Annotated in this window: 17 protein-coding genes; 8 read left to right on the forward strand and 9 right to left on the reverse strand. The window is 43.2% G+C overall.

The features are described 5' to 3' along the window. Nucleotides 1–8: 8 nt before the first annotated feature. Genes hcp through GVY04_17775 form a run of 3 tightly spaced genes read right to left on the reverse strand, consistent with a single transcriptional unit; the run spans nt 9 to nt 2,822 of the window. Nucleotides 9–1,658, reverse strand: a complete 1,650-nt coding sequence (hcp, locus tag GVY04_17765) for a hydroxylamine reductase (GenBank protein ID NBD17901.1) — start codon at nt 1,656–1,658, stop codon at nt 9–11. A 12-nt stretch (nt 1,659–1,670) separates the two neighbouring features. Then, nucleotides 1,671–2,033, reverse strand: coding sequence for a cupin domain-containing protein (locus GVY04_17770; protein NBD17902.1), 363 nt, complete (start codon nt 2,031–2,033; stop codon nt 1,671–1,673). Nucleotides 2,034–2,039: 6 nt separating this feature from the next. Next, nucleotides 2,040–2,822 (reverse strand): methyltransferase domain-containing protein, encoded by a 783-nt coding sequence (locus GVY04_17775; GenBank protein ID NBD17903.1) that lies wholly within the window; start codon nt 2,820–2,822, stop codon nt 2,040–2,042. A 119-nt stretch (nt 2,823–2,941) separates the two neighbouring features. On the opposite strand from GVY04_17775, the gene GVY04_17780 reads away from it, so the two are divergent. The 4 genes from GVY04_17780 to GVY04_17795 all read left to right on the forward strand — a co-directional run bounded on the left by GVY04_17780 (nt 2,942) and on the right by GVY04_17795 (nt 5,667). Beyond that, entirely contained in the window at nt 2,942–3,640 is a 699-nt protein-coding gene (locus GVY04_17780; protein NBD17904.1) for a cyclic nucleotide-binding domain-containing protein, read from the forward strand. Between the two features lie 212 nt (nt 3,641–3,852). Then, a complete protein-coding gene (locus GVY04_17785; GenBank protein NBD17905.1) occupies nt 3,853–4,272 on the forward strand; it encodes a hypothetical protein in 420 nt (139 codons plus the stop codon). Between the two features lie 276 nt (nt 4,273–4,548). Continuing rightward, on the forward strand, nt 4,549–4,836 hold the full coding sequence (locus tag GVY04_17790; protein NBD17906.1) for a type II toxin-antitoxin system ParD family antitoxin: 288 nt from the start codon (nt 4,549–4,551) through the stop codon (nt 4,834–4,836). 513 nt (nt 4,837–5,349) lie between these two features. Beyond that, a complete protein-coding gene (locus tag GVY04_17795; GenBank protein ID NBD17907.1) occupies nt 5,350–5,667 on the forward strand; it encodes a DUF1830 domain-containing protein in 318 nt (105 codons plus the stop codon). Nucleotides 5,668–5,894: 227 nt separating this feature from the next. On the opposite strand, the gene GVY04_17800 is transcribed toward GVY04_17795, so the two are convergent. The 6 genes from GVY04_17800 to GVY04_17825 all read right to left on the reverse strand — a co-directional run bounded on the left by GVY04_17800 (nt 5,895) and on the right by GVY04_17825 (nt 11,230). Next, the gene (locus tag GVY04_17800) at nt 5,895–7,157 is read right to left on the reverse strand and encodes an insulinase family protein (protein NBD17908.1); all 1,263 of its coding nucleotides are present in this window, start codon (nt 7,155–7,157) and stop codon (nt 5,895–5,897) included. Beyond that, a complete protein-coding gene (locus GVY04_17805; GenBank protein NBD17909.1) occupies nt 7,158–8,498 on the reverse strand; it encodes a DUF1727 domain-containing protein in 1,341 nt (446 codons plus the stop codon). A 159-nt stretch (nt 8,499–8,657) separates the two neighbouring features. Further along, on the reverse strand, nt 8,658–9,224 hold the full coding sequence (locus GVY04_17810; protein ID NBD17910.1) for a hypothetical protein: 567 nt from the start codon (nt 9,222–9,224) through the stop codon (nt 8,658–8,660). Between the two features lie 220 nt (nt 9,225–9,444). After that, nucleotides 9,445–9,582: a photosystem II reaction center protein K gene (locus tag GVY04_17815; GenBank protein NBD17911.1), complete on the reverse strand. Its 138-nt coding sequence runs from the start codon at nt 9,580–9,582 to the stop codon at nt 9,445–9,447. Between the two features lie 96 nt (nt 9,583–9,678). Continuing rightward, complete coding sequence (gene tgt / locus GVY04_17820) at nt 9,679–10,785, reverse strand: tRNA guanosine(34) transglycosylase Tgt (GenBank protein ID NBD17912.1); 1,107 nt, start codon at nt 10,783–10,785, stop codon at nt 9,679–9,681. Continuing rightward, nucleotides 10,775–11,230 (reverse strand): hypothetical protein, encoded by a 456-nt coding sequence (locus GVY04_17825; protein NBD17913.1) that lies wholly within the window; start codon nt 11,228–11,230, stop codon nt 10,775–10,777. The genes tgt and GVY04_17825 overlap by 11 nt, the downstream gene beginning before the upstream one ends. 311 nt (nt 11,231–11,541) lie before the next feature. On the opposite strand from GVY04_17825, the gene GVY04_17830 reads away from it, so the two are divergent. The 4 genes from GVY04_17830 to acs all read left to right on the forward strand — a co-directional run bounded on the left by GVY04_17830 (nt 11,542) and on the right by acs (nt 16,045). Then, nucleotides 11,542–12,312, forward strand: a complete 771-nt coding sequence (locus GVY04_17830; protein NBD17914.1) for an adenosylcobinamide-GDP ribazoletransferase — start codon at nt 11,542–11,544, stop codon at nt 12,310–12,312. Between the two features lie 29 nt (nt 12,313–12,341). Beyond that, nucleotides 12,342–12,599: a hypothetical protein gene (locus tag GVY04_17835; GenBank protein NBD17915.1), complete on the forward strand. Its 258-nt coding sequence runs from the start codon at nt 12,342–12,344 to the stop codon at nt 12,597–12,599. Between the two features lie 174 nt (nt 12,600–12,773). Beyond that, entirely contained in the window at nt 12,774–13,481 is a 708-nt protein-coding gene (gene rpiA, locus GVY04_17840; protein NBD17916.1) for a ribose-5-phosphate isomerase RpiA, read from the forward strand. A 593-nt stretch (nt 13,482–14,074) separates the two neighbouring features. Further along, complete coding sequence (gene acs, locus GVY04_17845; GenBank protein ID NBD17917.1) at nt 14,075–16,045, forward strand: acetate--CoA ligase; 1,971 nt, start codon at nt 14,075–14,077, stop codon at nt 16,043–16,045. Nucleotides 16,046–16,222 lie beyond the last annotated feature (177 nt).

Consider the following 16,222-nt stretch of genomic DNA (forward strand, 5'->3'; position numbering starts at 1 on the left):
TGCGCCATTTAAGATAGACAAGCAGCTAAATCTTCTTCAGGAGTTTTAATTGCCTGTAAGCCATAAGTATCAGATAAAAGTTTCAACACATTTGGGGAAATAAACGCAGGGAGAGTCGGACCCAAACGAATATTTTGAATGCCAAGATGAAGCAGAGTCAATAGTACAGCAACCGCTTTTTGCTCATACCAAGATAAAATCATGGACAGCGGAAGATCATTAACATCCATTTCAAAAGCATTGGCAAGAGCAAGAGCAATTTGAATCGCCGAATAAGCATCATTGCATTGTCCGACATCCATCAGACGCGGTAAACCGGAAATTTCTCCCAAATTTTGATCAAAGAAACGAAACTTTCCACAAGCGAGGGTCAAAACAACACAATCTTCTGGAACTTTTTCCACAAACTCAGTGTAGTAAGTCCGCCCTGGTTTAGCACCATCGCAACCGCCAACTAAGAAAAAGTGTCGAATCTTACCCTCCTTGACGGCATTAATCACGGTGTCAGCAACACTCAAAACCGCATTATGTCCAAAGCCAACTTTTACGGTTTTTGGCACGCCTGTTTCTGTAAAGCCAGGCAAGGATAATGCTTTTTCAATCACTGGCGAGAAGTCTGGAAAGCCATCTTCACCTTCTTGTAAGTGATTCAGATGAGGATATCCCACTGGACCAAGACTGAAGAGTTTATCGGTATAGTGATCATGAGGAGGCATTAAACAATTGGTGGTGACAATAATGGCACCAGGAAATTTAGCAAAATCTTTCGTCTGGTTTTGCCACGCCGTACCATAATGTCCGTAAAGGTGCGGATAGGTCTCTTTTAGTTTCGGATAGCCATGAGCCGGTAACAGTTCTCCATGAGTATAAACGGTAATTCCTGTTCCTGCTGTTTTCTTGAGAATTTCCGATAACTGTCGAATGTCATGACCCGAGACTAAAATTGCTTTACCGGGTTTAGGATTGAGAGGAACGGTGGTTGGTACAGGATGACCATAAGTTTGAGTATGTCCAGCATCAAGAAGTTCCATTGCCCGCAGATTTTGTTTTCCCACCTCTAGGGCTAAGTTGACCCACTGTTCTAAGTTTAAGGTTGTATCAGACAATGCAGCGAGAGCCTGATGGGTAAAGCGATAGACTTCCTCATCATCTTGGCTTAACTCATGAGCGTGAAATGTATAAGACGCAACTCCTTTAATGCCATAAAGGACGGTAAGTTTGAGAGAAAAGATATCAACGGCATCTTTCCCCACTTGGCTAATAAATTTTAAGGCAACCTCTGCTCCTTGTTCAACGAGGCTTTCTTGAAAGTCGGGTTCAAAGTTAGTAATCGAAGACCAGTTGATAGAAGGATTGATTGCTTCAATTTGAGTTTTCAGGGTTTCACGGTGCGCGATCGCGCGGGTGATATAATTCTCAAATCGGCTCGGATTGAAATTGACGTTGGTCATGGTAGCAAACAAGGCTTCACAGGTAAAAACGTCGGTGCGGTAAGTCTCAATGCCTTTTGCTTTTGCCTCAAGGGTGACTATCGCTAACCCTTGCAGACAATGAATCAATAAATCTTGGATCGCGTTCACTTCTGGGCTTTTCCCACAAGCTCCAAATTGATGACATCCGTCGCCACTGGCTGTTTGTTCACACTGTTCGCAAAACATGAGTTATTCTCCCTAATTTTCAATTGATGTTCCTTGGGTTTCTACTGCGGATAAGATCAGCCAAAAGGCTAAATTGGTCGTTGCTTCTAAAGCGTGGGGGGCGTGCGCTGGCATATACACCACTACACCTGGCGTTAGCGTGATGTCTTCACCATTGAGGGTTAACGTTCCTTCCCCTTCCATTGCCATCACAGTGGCGTTTTTAGACGAAGTATGCTCTTCTAACGTCGTTCCTGCTGCCAGACAAAAGAGGTTTTGTTGACTGTGGTCATCTTTGACAAAAACTTTGCTCAAAATTCCCGTTTCAGGATATTCAATGAGATTTTTAAGCGTATTGTGATAGCTGGTGTCAGCATTAGTAATCGTTGCAGCCATGATTAATTACTCCTTAATTGCCGAAAAAGCAATGTAACCGAGTTGGTCACAATATTGATTAAAGGTGTTTCTCATTTGGAAAACACGCTCTCTGATTTCCGCTTGCGTGAGTACATTCCAAGCAATTTTCAGCGCCGGAAATAATCCTTCATCTTCAATCACTCGTTTGGGGTTGAGTAAGCCCATTTCTCCAGTTTTGGCTTGTTGGACGGTTAATCCAGCTTCTGCGCAGGCTTGTTCCCATTCCGTTTCCGATAAAGGCTGAGCATTCACCCGAATCACTTGCGAAAGAGCGCGATCAATTTCTTCTCGATTTCCACCGGCAATCATTTCATGAGAGAGGAAAATTCCTCCTGGTTTCAGCACCTTCTCAATCCCTGCTAAAATCTTTGCCTTCCCACTGGCTGACTGCATGGTCAAAATGGCTTCAGCAAAGACATAATCAAAGGTTTCAGTGATTTCTGCAAGGTTAAAGATATTGCCCTCACGAACTTCCACTTGTCCTTCTAATCCCGCTTGACGAATGTTTTCTTGCGCGATGCGGACACTTTCAGGATTGCGTTCAATCCCAACGACTCGTACGCCGTAACGTTGCGCTAGCCAAATGGCACTTTTACCAAAACTTGCGGCTAATTCCAAGACGGTTTCTCCAGGTTGAAAATCAGCCCACTCTAGCAGTTGACTCGTGGCTTCTAGCCCACCAGGGCGCAAGACGGTTTTGCCAGCTTTGGCAAGCACTTCATGTCCAGGGGCAGTTTTGAAATTGATTTTTGATGCTGTGGTACTCATGATTTGATTCCTCATCGAGAGGGAGAGATTAGTTGCTAATCCCTGTCTGGGAAATTGCTATAGTTTTAAGATGACAAAAATTTTCAGCTATTTCTCTGAGGTAGCTCAGTTTCGCCTTTATGTTGGCAACGATTGAACAACTGCAACAGCTTTGGATTCTCCGCACTCTCTCTGAAGAAAACTTATCGCAACTCCAAGCTCACGCTGAAATTCGGACGTTTCAGAAAGAAGAGATGGTTATGATTGAGGAGGATCAGTTGCCAGCTTGTTTATTTGCCTTAGTCGAGGGGACGTTACAAATTCAAAAAACGGCAACAACGGGAAAAGAAACGGTTGTGAGGATGATTCACGCGGGAGAAATGTTCGCAGCCCCCGCCATGTTTGGCAATCAACTTGCACCCGCTACTGTGGTGTGTCAAGAAAAATGCGTAGTGGTAATGATCGATAAAAACGCCATTATTGATGCGATTCAGGAAACCCCAGAAATCGCATTGCAAATTCTCGCCACCTTTAATCAGCGGTTACAGCATTTACATGAAACGGTACATGGTTTAATTTCCGAACGCGCAACGGTGCGGTTAGCCCGTTTAATTCTCTATCAAGCGCAAGAATATGGCACAAGACAGGAAAAGGAAGGCGAGGTTTTAAATGTAAAACTTCCTTATTATCAAATGGCGCGAATGGTCGGGATTACTTATGAAGAATGTACCCGTTTATTGAAGAAGATGGAAACCGCTGTCAGTTATCGCCGTGGGGGAAGGATTTTGATTCATGATTGGGAGTTAATGGTTGCTTTTACCCATCCAGAAGAAGAGTGAAGAGATAATAAATTCAACTGTCATGATAGCGAAAAATAAGCAAGAAGCATAGAGAATCGTTTTTTACATCTGATTGCTATACTTAATTGACTATAGCATTACTTAAAAACAATAATTTTTTATTTTAACCGAGAAAATCTTTGCTCTTTTCTGCTAAAGAAGATAAAATAACTTGGTACATCATTATCACTTTGTAATCATTTTAAGAAGTAATGTCTCGTAATAAGAAATATTATTTTGCGCGCCTTCACGTAGACTATAACAAAAATTATTATGGAAATGATAAGGAAAATTTTATTTATAGGACATTAACTGAGCCTTCTAATATAGAGAGTAGCTTTACCCATCACTTAGTTAAAACATATTGGACTTTTAGTAATATTGGCACTCTAGAATGGGAAAATGGTAGCAAAGTATATATGATTACACTCTTTCTAGAAGAAGTAGATGCATCAACTCAAAGAACTTATCTATTTATTATTTTTGCTTTCTTGTTTTCTTGGGGACTGCTTGCTTCTTTATCAATTGGTTTAACTACACTAAGATATGCTTTGACTAGAGCTAAATATGTTGAAATTAGTAATGGATCTAAATCTAATGAAGAGCATCCTTACATATCTGATAACAATTGAAATTAATAATTTTTTATTTGAATTAACTTTAAACTCTCTCACTTTAAGATTCATACGATAAATTTAGTTAACAGTGAAGTCGTATCCTTTTAATACTTAAGGATTGCTCTTAAGAAGTAGGAGTTGAATAATTGATTCTGTTACTTTCGAGAAAATTTAAGCTCATATCCAACATCAAAATCCATATTACCAAACTTAGCGTAGCGCGATGCCCGAAGGGCGGTAGCTTTGCTTTTGCTACATCGTGCTCCATTATTTATTCACGTCTCTCACTTGATCAAAGCTACAGTAAGATATTCAAGAGAGAGTGGGAGAAAGTTAACCCCTGAATTAGAGCAAATCATTCAACAGCAAGTGGATAGTGGGTGCTATAAATCTGTTGCTGAGATCATTTATACAGGAGTCAAGCTGCTGGATCAGGTTGAAAAGATATATCAAGGGCGATATGAGGAACTCCGCCAAGAAGTGTTACAAGGGATTGAAGCCTCTAATCGCGGTGAAGTGATTGACAGTCAAGTTGTTTTTCCGAATCTTCAAGCAAAGTTAAATGAGCAAAAAGCATGAGTTGGATTTGTAGATTTACCCCAGCGCTTTTTGAACTTCTTTTGTGGTTCGAGTTCAGCATTACTGCTAATGAGCGTCAAATCAACGTCAGTCAGATGATACAGGGATTGACATCAATCAAAAATGGAGTCATTTGCTGTCAGATTTAAGTAGGATTTTGGAAAATGTTATGGTATATTGATTTTTACAGCTTTTTTATCTTTGCTTCAGGAAAGTTAACTGAGTGCTGCGGACAATGCGTTCATTGCTGTCATATATCTTAATGTCTTGTTCGTAGAATTGCGGAAGTGACGACTAAAACTAAGGAGGGGATCAAAAAAATAATCGGGATCAAATTCATGGCTGATGGTTGAAATGCCTACCGTTATCGGATATTTTAGGATTGCACTTCTTCTAACAATCAAGAAGAAGTAATTTAATTTGGCAATTTGTATTAGGATTAACAGCGACTGGGGATCAGCTAGTGTTAATTTAGAAATGTAACGTTTAGTAAAAATCCTTATCTATTCAGTCATGGCTCAAATCCTTGATCCCGTTCCTAACACCCCCTCCGCTCCGATCCTTTGTTGCTATTTTAATGCCACCAGCTCTATCCAAGTGGTAAGAATTACAAATCTTGAAAACTGGTATTTTGAGCGGGTCGTATTTCCCGGACAACGTCTAGTCTTTGAAGCACTACCAGAAGGCCTTCTCGAAATTCATACTGGAATGATGGCAAGTGCCATTCTCTCAGACCAGATCCCCTGTTCTCGTCTAGTTGTGAAAGAGTCGGAGGATGAAGCGGCAGTTGTAGAAGAAAAAAAGGAAAGTGAAATTCCAGCAGCAGCATAGGCGTTATCAAGTTTGATTTTAAGAAGTAAAAGTTTATATTGAAAGCATTAGGGATTGTCTTCTGGGCAATCCTCATTAGTTTGTTGAAAAGAACAAAGCTTCTAACTCACACTTGACGAATCCTTTTACGCTGTCAATATGGGATTGATGTTTTAACTTTTCGTGTGTTCTCCGTTTAATTCACATCAGACGCTATCAATTAAAAACTCTAATCACTAAAAAGAAAGCTATTGAGAACCAACTAAAGAAATATAAGGCTCAATGGCTAAGTATTTTTGGGCAACCGTTTGCAGCTGGTCACTGCTGAGTGCCGCTACACTCGCTTGGAAAATATCATCAAATTCAATGCCTTGGTTGAGCGTCTCATACCAGCCAAACAATTGCGCTAACTGTCCATTACTTTGCTTAGCCAGTGCATATTGCCCCAACAATTTGTTTTTACTGGCTTGTAATTCTTCTGCCGTCAGATTGACCTCGCATAACCGTTGCACCTCTTGGCGTAACCCTTGTAATGCGACTTCCACATTCTGCGGTGCGGTTCCGATGTAGGTGACAAAATGAGAAGGTTCGAGGCGGGTGGGATAAAAAGCAGAGACATCATAAGCCAGTCCTTGTTTTTCCCGTAGTTCAACAAAGAGGCGGGAGGATAAACCATTACCAAGATAAGTATTGATTAATTTCAGCGTCGGGTAATCAGCCTCTTGAATGGAAGGAGTGAGATAACCCAACATAATGATTGTTTGCTGCGTGTTTTGATTGAGAGATTTCTCAGAGGGTTGGGCAATCAGTTGGGGAAGAGAGGGTTTCGGTAGGGGGGTCGTCGGGCGTTGCCAGTCTCCGAAGACTCGTGTTACTTCTGTCACCGCTTGTTCAAGCGTAATGCGACCCGCAAGACTAATCACTAACTGATCAGGGCGAAAATAAGTTTGATGATAGTGTTCGAGATCGGTACGGGTTAAGCGGGCAACCGTTTCTTCCGTTCCTAAGACAGATACCCCATAGGGATGCTGGGGATACATTTGCGCCCGCAGTTGATTAAATGCCAGATTAAAGGGCTGTTCTTTTTGGGCGAGGATATTTTGTTGGGTCAGGGCTTGTTCCAATTCAATTTCTGCTTCGGGTAGACTGGGCGCACGGATCATGTCTCCTAGCAATTGCAGAATCTCAGGAAAATCTGGAGATACGGTTTTCAGACTGAGGGCAAAGTAGTCATTGGTACTTTCCGCATTTAAACCCGCCCCAACCGATTCAACTTGTTCGGCGATCGCTGTGGCGTTGAGATCAGCAGTTCCCTTGGTAATTACCGTTGAGAGTAAATGAGAAACCCCGGCTTGGGCAAGCGGTTCGACTCGCGTTCCAGCATTTTTAAAGTAAAGTCTCCCAGCAATGATATCTGCAGTGGGGTTTTCAATAACAATTAGGGTAATGCCATTGTCAAGAGTGGTCCGTTGCACACTTTGACGCGAAGAGTTGGGTTTTAAAGTTTGCATCTACTGAATTTTTCGTCCGGTTAACAGTTGTCGTACTTCCAACATAGCGGAGTAGGTGGGCAGAATGTGGAGGGTATGGTGAGGAGGCGTTTCTTTGAGGGCAGTATCAATGGCTTGCTTGAGGTTCTCTTTAATAATCAGCCTGAGATCGGATTGGTGCAGAAGTTTTTTGCTGTACTGAATCCGTAGTGCCATATCATAAACGCGATCGCCGCTGATAACAATGGTACCGCCTTGGGCCACTAACTTTTCCGTATCCACATCCCAAATCCATGATACATCGGTGCCATCGGGAGCGCGATCATTCAAGACGATTAAGACGGTTTCGGCTTGACCTTGAGCTTTAATTTCATTGACCGTCCTAATCGTCTCATTCATGCCCACTGGATTTTTTGATAATAAAATGCGGATGGGTGTTCCTTTAACGGTTAGTTCTTCTGCTCGTCCAAAGGCAGCACGAAAATTTTGAATCGTTTCTTTGATCAAGGCAGGAGAAATGTCGAGGGTTTGCGCCGTTAAGACCGCTGCCAACGTATTATATTTGTTATAGACTCCAACTAAAATTTGTCCCCATTCTTGACTGTTAATATCCAGTTTTGCTTTCGTAAAGTCGCAACTGGAACAGTGGTAATCTCCTAAATGAGACAGATAAACTCCTTCGTAATGGAGAGATGCCCCACACACCGGACAATAAATAGAGTCCACCGCATGAGGAATTTCTTCGAGATAGAGTTGCGGTTGATTAAGACCGAAGAATAAGACGGTTTGCGGTAGGCTTTGTCCTAAATGACACAGGGTTGGATCATCAGCATTCAAGATCACAACCGTTGATTGAGGAAGAGGCGCGATCGCGTGCTGCCATTTCTCGCTAATAATATCGACTTCTCCATAGCGATCGAGCTGGTCACGAAATAAGTTTAAGCCGAGGATAATTTGGGGCTGGCATTCGTTTAGCAATAGCGGGAAAATATTTTCATCCACTTCTAAGATGGCATAATCGGCATTCAATTTTCCCAATAAGTTCGTATCGGCTAAGAGGGCGGTAATTAAACCATTGATTAAGTTAGCACCTGTGGCATTGTGGGTTACTTTTGCCCCATTTACTTCTAAAATACTCCGTAACAGGAGAGAAGTGGTGGTTTTGCCATTGGTCCCGACAATTAAAATAATCCCTTCTCGAACTTGTTCACATAACAGGGGTAAGAGTCTAGGATGAAGACGCCGGGAAATTTCTCCAGGGAGAACACTTCCTGCACCTAAACGTAATTTTTGGACCAGGGCAGTCACAATTTTTGTAATTGCAACCGCCAAGCCTAAACGAGCGCGATCAAGCAGTTTCATCTTGGTTGAAAAATCCCATTATTTTGCCTACTTATGATAGGACAATTTTTCTCGCTGTCCGTTACAGGTTCTTTTTTTTGTCAGAGATTACGCCTTCCGTTTAGGAAGGCGCCTGCTCTAACCGTTGGTCATATCAGCACGAGTCTTTCCTAATCTTCATCAAACTGACGTTTCAAAATTGTAGAGGGCATCTCCCTCTTGAAAGGATAAAGAATTATTGGTAAGGGGAACAATCCAGTTTTCTTGCAGTAACCGTTGTCCAAGGCGAATCGCATCAGCCCGACTAATTTGTAGATTATATTCTAACCAGTTAATGGCGTCGCGAGCGGAAAAACAATCTCGGAATGTCCGAAAACCCCGACGCTTGGTTTTAGTAACCAGATTAGAAGAGGAGCGCATTTGGGTAACCAGTTGTTTAAGGTCAATACTAGAAATAAAATCGGAAAAATATTCACTGTTTTCAGACGCGAGACGAGTTACTTCTGAATTTTCATACCAAAGGGTTAGTCGATCTTGATCTTCCACAATCAAGATATAAACTTGTTCTTGATATTCTGTAAATCGTTGCCGACTATATTCAATTGCTCGTGTTTTCTGAGTAATGGGGAAAGTTTCTCCCCGAACAAACACTTTACCGTAATATGCAATACCGGGAATTACTTCTACTTCACCATTTTGAACTTTTCGCGCGACCTGACAATACCGAACTTGGTTTGCACTAAGCAATAACATTTTTCCAACAATTGAAACTTGCTAATAAATCGGAAAAGCAGAGTAATAGCACCGGCTCAACCCAGAAACTGATTAACACTTATTGATTATCTATGGTTCTTGTGCAGGAATCAAGAGTAGCGCCGTAAGACCAGTGAAATTCCTGCCGAAAAAATACCACCTACTCAAATACAAGTAGGTGGTTGCAATGCCAAATGCAAAAGTTAGTAAAGACTTATTTAAATCCCACTGCAGCTTGCCAAACAAAGGCGAGTAGGAGAAAAAACACAGGAATGAGCGGCAGAACATCCACTAAGGGATCAAAAATTGAATAGGCTTCCGGTAATTTGGCAAATAATAAAGCGGCTTGCATATTTTAAGGATTCCTTACCAACGCAGTTACTTAAGATATCGCTATGTATCTTAACATGATTAATCCCATTGCAGACAGGGTGAGGGGGAGTTCTGGTCACTGATCATTCAACCAATCTGCAAATTCAGTGGCAAAGCGATCTTCTAAAATCGCGGTGCGAATCGTCTGAGTAAACCGGATTAATTCTGTAACGTTATGTAAAGAAAGTAAGAGATACCCTAACATTTCGCGCGATCGGACCAGATGGCTCAAATAGGCGCGAGAAAAACTCTGGCAGCAGTAACAGGGGCAATCGGCATCGAGGGGGGTAAAGTCTTCACGAAAGCGGGCATTTTTTAAGTTCCAGCGGTCGCCTTTAACTAACGCAGTACCATGTCGCCCGAGACGTGTGGGAATAACACAGTCAAATAAATCAACCCCGTGCGCGATCGCGTTGACCATTTCCCGATACGTGCCCACCCCCATTAAATAACGGGGTTTATCCCAAGGTAATAAAGGCGTGGCTACGGCAACAATCTCATGAATCAAATCTGCTGGTTCTCCGACACTAACGCCGCCAATGGCATAACCGGGTAAATCAAACTCTACTAACCGCTTTGCGGCTTGTGTTCGCAAATCCCGATAGATTCCCCCTTGCACAATGCCAAATAGGGCTTGTTCCTGGGGACGAGCATGAGCTTCAATACACCGTTCTAACCAGCGTTCGGTACGTTCAGTTGCCAATTGCACTGCCTCATAATCCGCCGGATAAGGGGGACATTCATCAAATGCCATGATGACATCAGCACCGAGGGCATTTTGCACTGCGATTGCCCGTTCCGGGGTAAAGTCAATATATCGCCCATCCCGAGGCGAACGAAAGGTGACGCCAGTTTCGTTAATTTTCCGTAAATCGCTGAGACTAAAAACCTGAAAACCGCCTGAATCGGTTAAAATCGGTTGCTTCCAACCCATAAAGGAATGCAAACCGCCGGCTCGCTCAATAATGGCTTCTCCAGGCTGTAAATGCAAATGATAAGTATTGGCCAGAATCATTTGGGCTGCCGCTGTTTCAAGCTGGGCTGGCGTTAATCCCTTAACCGTTGCCACTGTGCCCACTGGCATAAAACGAGGCGTTTCGACCTGACCGTGAGGGGTTTCAAAAATTCCTGCTCGTGCTTGGGTTTGAGGACAAGTATGTTCACACCGAAACTTAAAAGAAATATTCGTCATCCTCCTCATCCAGCCGTACATCATGACGGGCTGAGAGTACATCGGTCACCATCGCTTCTAAGGTAGCCGCATCTAAGTTGGCATTCGCCTCATGATAATTCAGCGGATTACTGACTGGAACTAAGCGTAAGGTCCGTTGCTCTTGCACTAAATCAAAGTAGGTTTCATTTGCGGTTGTTTCTAACTTGAGATAGTCGAAGCTAGATAGGTTTAAATAAATGGTTTGATTCGCAATTAATGTGGCTTGCAACGGTGTATCAAATACCTCAACAATATATCCTTCTCCCTCTCCGCTACAATTACCATCGAGGTAATGATAATAGCGCACATGACCTAAATCGTTCAGTAAACGATACATATCTTCTTTATTGACAATTAAGCCATCATCAATGATACAGGGAGCAAGGATTTGTGGAGAAGGTTTATTATTACTCATGGGTCGATGGAAATTGCTAGATTAACTGGAAAATTCAAGTTGGCCATTCCCCGGAATTTGATCCTGTAACCTGTGGCTAACCATGGGTCAGAGATTACGCCTTTCTAAACGGAAGGCGCCTGCTCTAACCGTTGCTCAAGGGAAAAAAAGGTGAACACTTCCCAACGCTCTAAGGTTGGGGATCAAATTGAAAAAATTAGGGATCAAGTTCAGCACTCGTTATTTAACTTTACTCAGGTTTAGATCAAATTCAGTTTATTTTAGCTACGACACAATCTTAGCCCAACTTTTTCTTTCTGTTCACCTTAACGATGAAAAAATTTATGAGTTTTATGGATGAGCTTGCCAAATCTTGGTGGGGGGCAGTGGTTTTTTATACGGTGTTTCCTTTGCCGAGATCTTGGTCGCTTGAACTGGGGCAGATTGCCCGTTTTGCACCTCTGATCGGCATTATCATCGGTGGACTTTTAGGCATTGAGGACTGGGGTTTAAGCCTGTTAAACGTGCCGATTTTAACGCGTTCTCTGCTGGTAATCGCCAGTGGAATTGCCTTAACAGGTGGGTTACATCTTGATGGCGTGATTGATGCAGCTGATGGTCTGGCGGTGCTGGATCCCCAACGGCGATTAGAGGTGATGAAAGAGAGTACAACTGGCGCCTTTGGCGTCATCGCAGCGATTGTTGTTGTGCTTTTAAAGGTGGGAGCCCTTAGCGAAATTACTGAATATCGCTGGTTAATGTTGATGTTAACGACCGGTTGGGGACGGTGGGCGCAAGTTAGCGCGATCGCGCTGTATCCTTATTTAAGAGCTGAAGGAAAAGGCAGTTTTCACAAAGCATCATTTCAGTTTCCACAAGATATTTTATTGGGTTGGATTATTTTAGTTTTGATTGCAATTGGGGGCTGTTTTTTGCTGAATTTAGGCGCGATCGTGTTCCTTTTTTTAGGTGCCGGAACCGCCATTCCCTTAATGGTCAGTGGCTGGTTTAACTATCGGCTGGGCGGGCATACTGGCGATAGTTACGGTGCAGTAGTGGAGTGGAGTGAAGCGTTTTATTTATGTGTTTTAACGGTTATTTAAATCGCTCTACCAAATCTACCAAAGCTATTGTGTATGCTTCCGAACTTAACCTGGCAACGTATGGCAAACCAATGATTCATACGCCTGGAGGAACTGGTAAAGCAGAAAATCAAGGGTTTGATGCTTTTATTCCCCTAATTGATTCAGGAATTTCACTTTACGTTTGGACGGCTGCCCGTTTCTTTGCTTCTGTCCTCTTTACTTGCAAAACGTTTGACACGATTCAAGCAGTAGAATACACTCGTAATTTTTTTGCAACGACTGAATTAGAATATCAATCTTTTTAATTTAATTTTTGCAAGAGTCTGGAAGCAGGAATTATTAAAAAATATCGCTTTTTTATTACTTTCAGTAGCTGCCGAAATGAGGATACAAGAATTGGCGACTCAATCGACGGAGCGTTAGGGATTAGTGGTAAAGTGCTAAAGGTGAAAAAGTCAAAACCTTACACGGAGGAAACTATGGCAGATCCAGATCTCTCGAAAGTGATGAAGCAAGAAGTGGGCAAAGCAGCAGCCGATCGCGTGCAATCCAATTCCATTGTCGGCTTAGGAACCGGTTCCACTACAGCCTATGCGATTCAGTATATTGGGGAACGGTTGCAAAAGGGAGAACTGAAAAATATTCAAGGCATTCCCACCTCTTTTCAGGCGGAAGTGTTATCAAAACAGTATGGTATTCCTTTAACTAATTTGGATGCCGTGGATCATATTGATATTGCTATTGATGGGGCTGATGAAGTCGATCCCAACAAGAATTTAATTAAAGGGGGCGGTGCAGCCCATACCCGCGAGAAGGTGGTTGATGCGCTAGCGGATCAGTTTATTGTGGTCGTTGATAGCGGGAAGTTAGTGGATAAACTGGGTTCGACCTTCCTTTTACCAGTAGAAGTGATTCCCATGGCAGTGACGCCAGTAATGCGAAAACTAACCCAGTTGGGAGGAAAGCCCGAGTTACGAATGGGGGTAAAAAAAGCGGGTCCGGTCGTAACCGATCAAGGGAATTTAGTCATTGATGTTAAATTTGAAGAAATTCCAAATCCGGGAAAATTAGAGAGAGAGATTAATAATATTCCCGGCGTATTAGAAAATGGTTTATTTGTTGGTGTAGCCGATCTTGTGTTAGTTGGAGAAATTAAAGGCAATGAAGCCAGTGTTCGTGAATTTTAAGCTTAATTGTTTACTTAAAATCACACTGTAAAAAAGTCATTATAATCTTGATTCAAATTCTTAGAATATCCTGCAATTTTGAATTAGATGCAGTAGGAGATCAAACTCTCCTACTTACTTTCCTTTTATGCTATCAAAATTAATAGCATAAAAGGAAAGTTACTAAACCTCATTTTTTCTCAAAAACACCAATTTAAAGCTTAATTTCAGTTCACTATCTTGAGAGAATAAACTGTCTAAAATATCATCCCTAAAAATGATTTGTGCACTAATCATTTTACCCACTAGGATTCACGAAACTTAAGAGTGAGGCGGTTGCGTTTGACTTAAACTAAGGGTAGAGAGGTAAAGGGAGGGAGCGCAACATGACCCTAACTCCCAACCCAGCCAATGACCCTGCCCATCATTCTCTTGGGTATCGTCGCTAACCCCTCAACCCGATTTGTGTGGCAAGTCAAAGATTGTTGCGGGCATTGGAGTCAGTGAAAAACCCGGAAGCTTTGGACAGAGACTGTTATGGCATTTAATCGATCATTTACCTCTTCGATTTAGATCCGATAACACGTACCGATAGCAGAGCTAAATTTTAGATTATGTCACCCACAATCATTGAATCAGTCTTACAAGAAAAGCGCTTGTTTCCGCCTCCGGAAGAATTATCTCGCCATGCTCATGTCAACAGTTTAGAAGCTTACCAAAAACTTTATGAACAAGCCAAAGCTGACCCCCAGAAATTTTGGGGAGAATTGGCTGAACAAGAGCTAGATTGGTTTCAACCTTGGGACCAAGTCCTTGATTGGCAACCCCCCTTTGCCCAGTGGTTTGTCAATGGCAAAATCAATATTACCTATAACTGCTTAGACCGCCATCTCACAACCTCGCGCAAGAATAAAACCGCGTTAATTTGGGAGGGAGAACCCGGCGACTCCCGGACTTTAACCTATGCCCAACTCCATCGCGAAGTGTGCCAGATGGCAAATGTGATGAAACAGTTGGGTGTGAAAAAAGGCGATAAAGTGGGGATTTATCTGCCCATGATCCCTGAAGCAGCCATTGCAATGTTGGCTTGTGCCCGCATTGGCGCACCCCATACGGTTGTGTTTGGCGGGTTTAGTGCCGATGCCTTGCGCAATCGCTTGGTCGATGCCAAAGCAAAACTAGTGATTACTGCTGATGGCGGTTTTCGGAAGGATAAAGTCGTTGCCCTCAAGCCGGAAGTTGATCAAGCCTTAGCTAATAATGGGGCGCCCAGTGTCGAAAAGGTACTGGTTGTCCAACGAACCAAAGCCGAAATTCACATGGAACCCGGACGAGACCATTGGTGGCACGACCTGCAACCCCAAGCGTCTGCTGAGTGTCCGGCGGAAGTGATGGACAGCGAAGATATGCTCTTCATTCTCTACACGTCTGGAACAACCGGGAAACCGAAAGGCGTGGTGCATACCACTGGCGGCTATAACCTCTACACCCATGTCACATTTAAGTGGGCTTTTGATTTACAAGAGACTGACGTTCATTGGTGTACCGCCGATGTCGGTTGGATTACCGGACACAGCTATATTGTTTATGGTCCCTTATCGAACGGGGCAACCACTTTGATGTATGAAGGGACGACCCGCCCCTCTAAACCCGATGCCATTTGGGAAATTGTTGAAAAATATGGTGTCACGATTTTCTATACTGCTCCCACCGCAATTCGGGCTTTAATGAAAATGGGAGATCGGTATCCAAAAGGACGGGATTTATCGTCGCTGCGCATTCTAGGGACAGTGGGCGAACCCATCAACCCGGAAGCTTGGATGTGGTACCACAAAGTGATTGGCGGCGAACGTTGTCCGATTGTTGATACCTGGTGGCAAACGGAAACCGGCGGCTGTATGCTAACCCCTTTACCAGGGGCAACTCCGACCAAACCCGGCTCAACCACTTTCCCCTTCCCCGGAATTATCGCGGATGTGGTGGATGCCCAAGGCAATTCCGTTGGCGATAATCAAGGGGGTTATTTAGTTATTAAGTCCCCTTGGCCCAGTATGATCCGGACGGTGTACGGCAATGATGATCGGTATCGTCGGACCTATTGGGAACAAATTCCCCCGCAAGATGGGCAATACTTCTATTTTTCTGGGGATGGTGCCCGTCGCGACCCAGACGGTTATTTCTGGGTAATGGGTCGGGTTGATGATGTCCTCAATGTCTCGGGACATCGCCTGGGGACCATGGAGATTGAGTCGGCTTTAGTGTCTCACCCGGCAGTCGCGGAAGCAGCCGTGGTAGGCAGACCCGATAAAGTAAAAGGAGAAGAAGTCTTCGCTTTTGTCATCCTAGAAGGAGATTATCAAGCTAATAATCAGTTAAAGGCGGAGTTGAGACAGCATGTGGTGAAAGAAATTGGCGCGATCGCGCGCCCGGGAGAAATTCGGTTCACTGATGCCCTGCCAAAAACCCGCTCCGGTAAAATTATCCGTCGCTTTTTACGTAATTTAGCCGCAGGGGAAGAAGTCGCTGGTGATACTTCAACGCTAGAAGATCGCAGTGTTTTAGAGCAGTTACGCCAGGAAACATAAACCGAAGGAACCAGGAGGACAAAAAAAGCGTTAAAAGAGATACTTAGATCGTAAAGCGAACTTTCTCTGACCAATCACTTGCTGATTGGTAACCCAAACAGAAAGTTTCGCTTTTTTTATTAAGTCTACTGAGGGAAATCGTTGCGATAATCATTAGAAAATTCGTCATCAGACTTT

This window comes from Cyanobacteria bacterium GSL.Bin1 (assembly GCA_009909085.1).
Lineage (GTDB): Bacteria > Cyanobacteriota > Cyanobacteriia > Cyanobacteriales > Rubidibacteraceae > Halothece.

Bases quoted from the DNA above. Each gene is read 5' to 3' on its own strand.
- hcp (NBD17901.1), bottom strand. From the start codon at position 1,658: ATGTTTTGCGAACAGTGTGAACAAACAGCCAGTGGCGACGGATGTCAT.
- GVY04_17770 (NBD17902.1), bottom strand. From the start codon at position 2,033: ATGGCTGCAACGATTACTAATGCTGACACCAGCTATCACAATACGCTT.
- GVY04_17775 (NBD17903.1), bottom strand. From the start codon at position 2,822: ATGAGTACCACAGCATCAAAAATCAATTTCAAAACTGCCCCTGGACAT.
- GVY04_17780 (NBD17904.1), top strand. From the start codon at position 2,942: ATGTTGGCAACGATTGAACAACTGCAACAGCTTTGGATTCTCCGCACT.
- GVY04_17785 (NBD17905.1), top strand. From the start codon at position 3,853: ATGTCTCGTAATAAGAAATATTATTTTGCGCGCCTTCACGTAGACTAT.
- GVY04_17795 (NBD17907.1), top strand. From the start codon at position 5,350: ATGGCTCAAATCCTTGATCCCGTTCCTAACACCCCCTCCGCTCCGATC.
- GVY04_17800 (NBD17908.1), bottom strand. From the start codon at position 7,157: ATGCAAACTTTAAAACCCAACTCTTCGCGTCAAAGTGTGCAACGGACC.
- GVY04_17805 (NBD17909.1), bottom strand. From the start codon at position 8,498: ATGAAACTGCTTGATCGCGCTCGTTTAGGCTTGGCGGTTGCAATTACA.
- GVY04_17815 (NBD17911.1), bottom strand. From the start codon at position 9,582: ATGCAAGCCGCTTTATTATTTGCCAAATTACCGGAAGCCTATTCAATT.
- GVY04_17825 (NBD17913.1), bottom strand. From the start codon at position 11,230: ATGAGTAATAATAAACCTTCTCCACAAATCCTTGCTCCCTGTATCATT.
- GVY04_17830 (NBD17914.1), top strand. From the start codon at position 11,542: ATGAAAAAATTTATGAGTTTTATGGATGAGCTTGCCAAATCTTGGTGG.
- rpiA (NBD17916.1), top strand. From the start codon at position 12,774: ATGGCAGATCCAGATCTCTCGAAAGTGATGAAGCAAGAAGTGGGCAAA.
- acs (NBD17917.1), top strand. From the start codon at position 14,075: ATGTCACCCACAATCATTGAATCAGTCTTACAAGAAAAGCGCTTGTTT.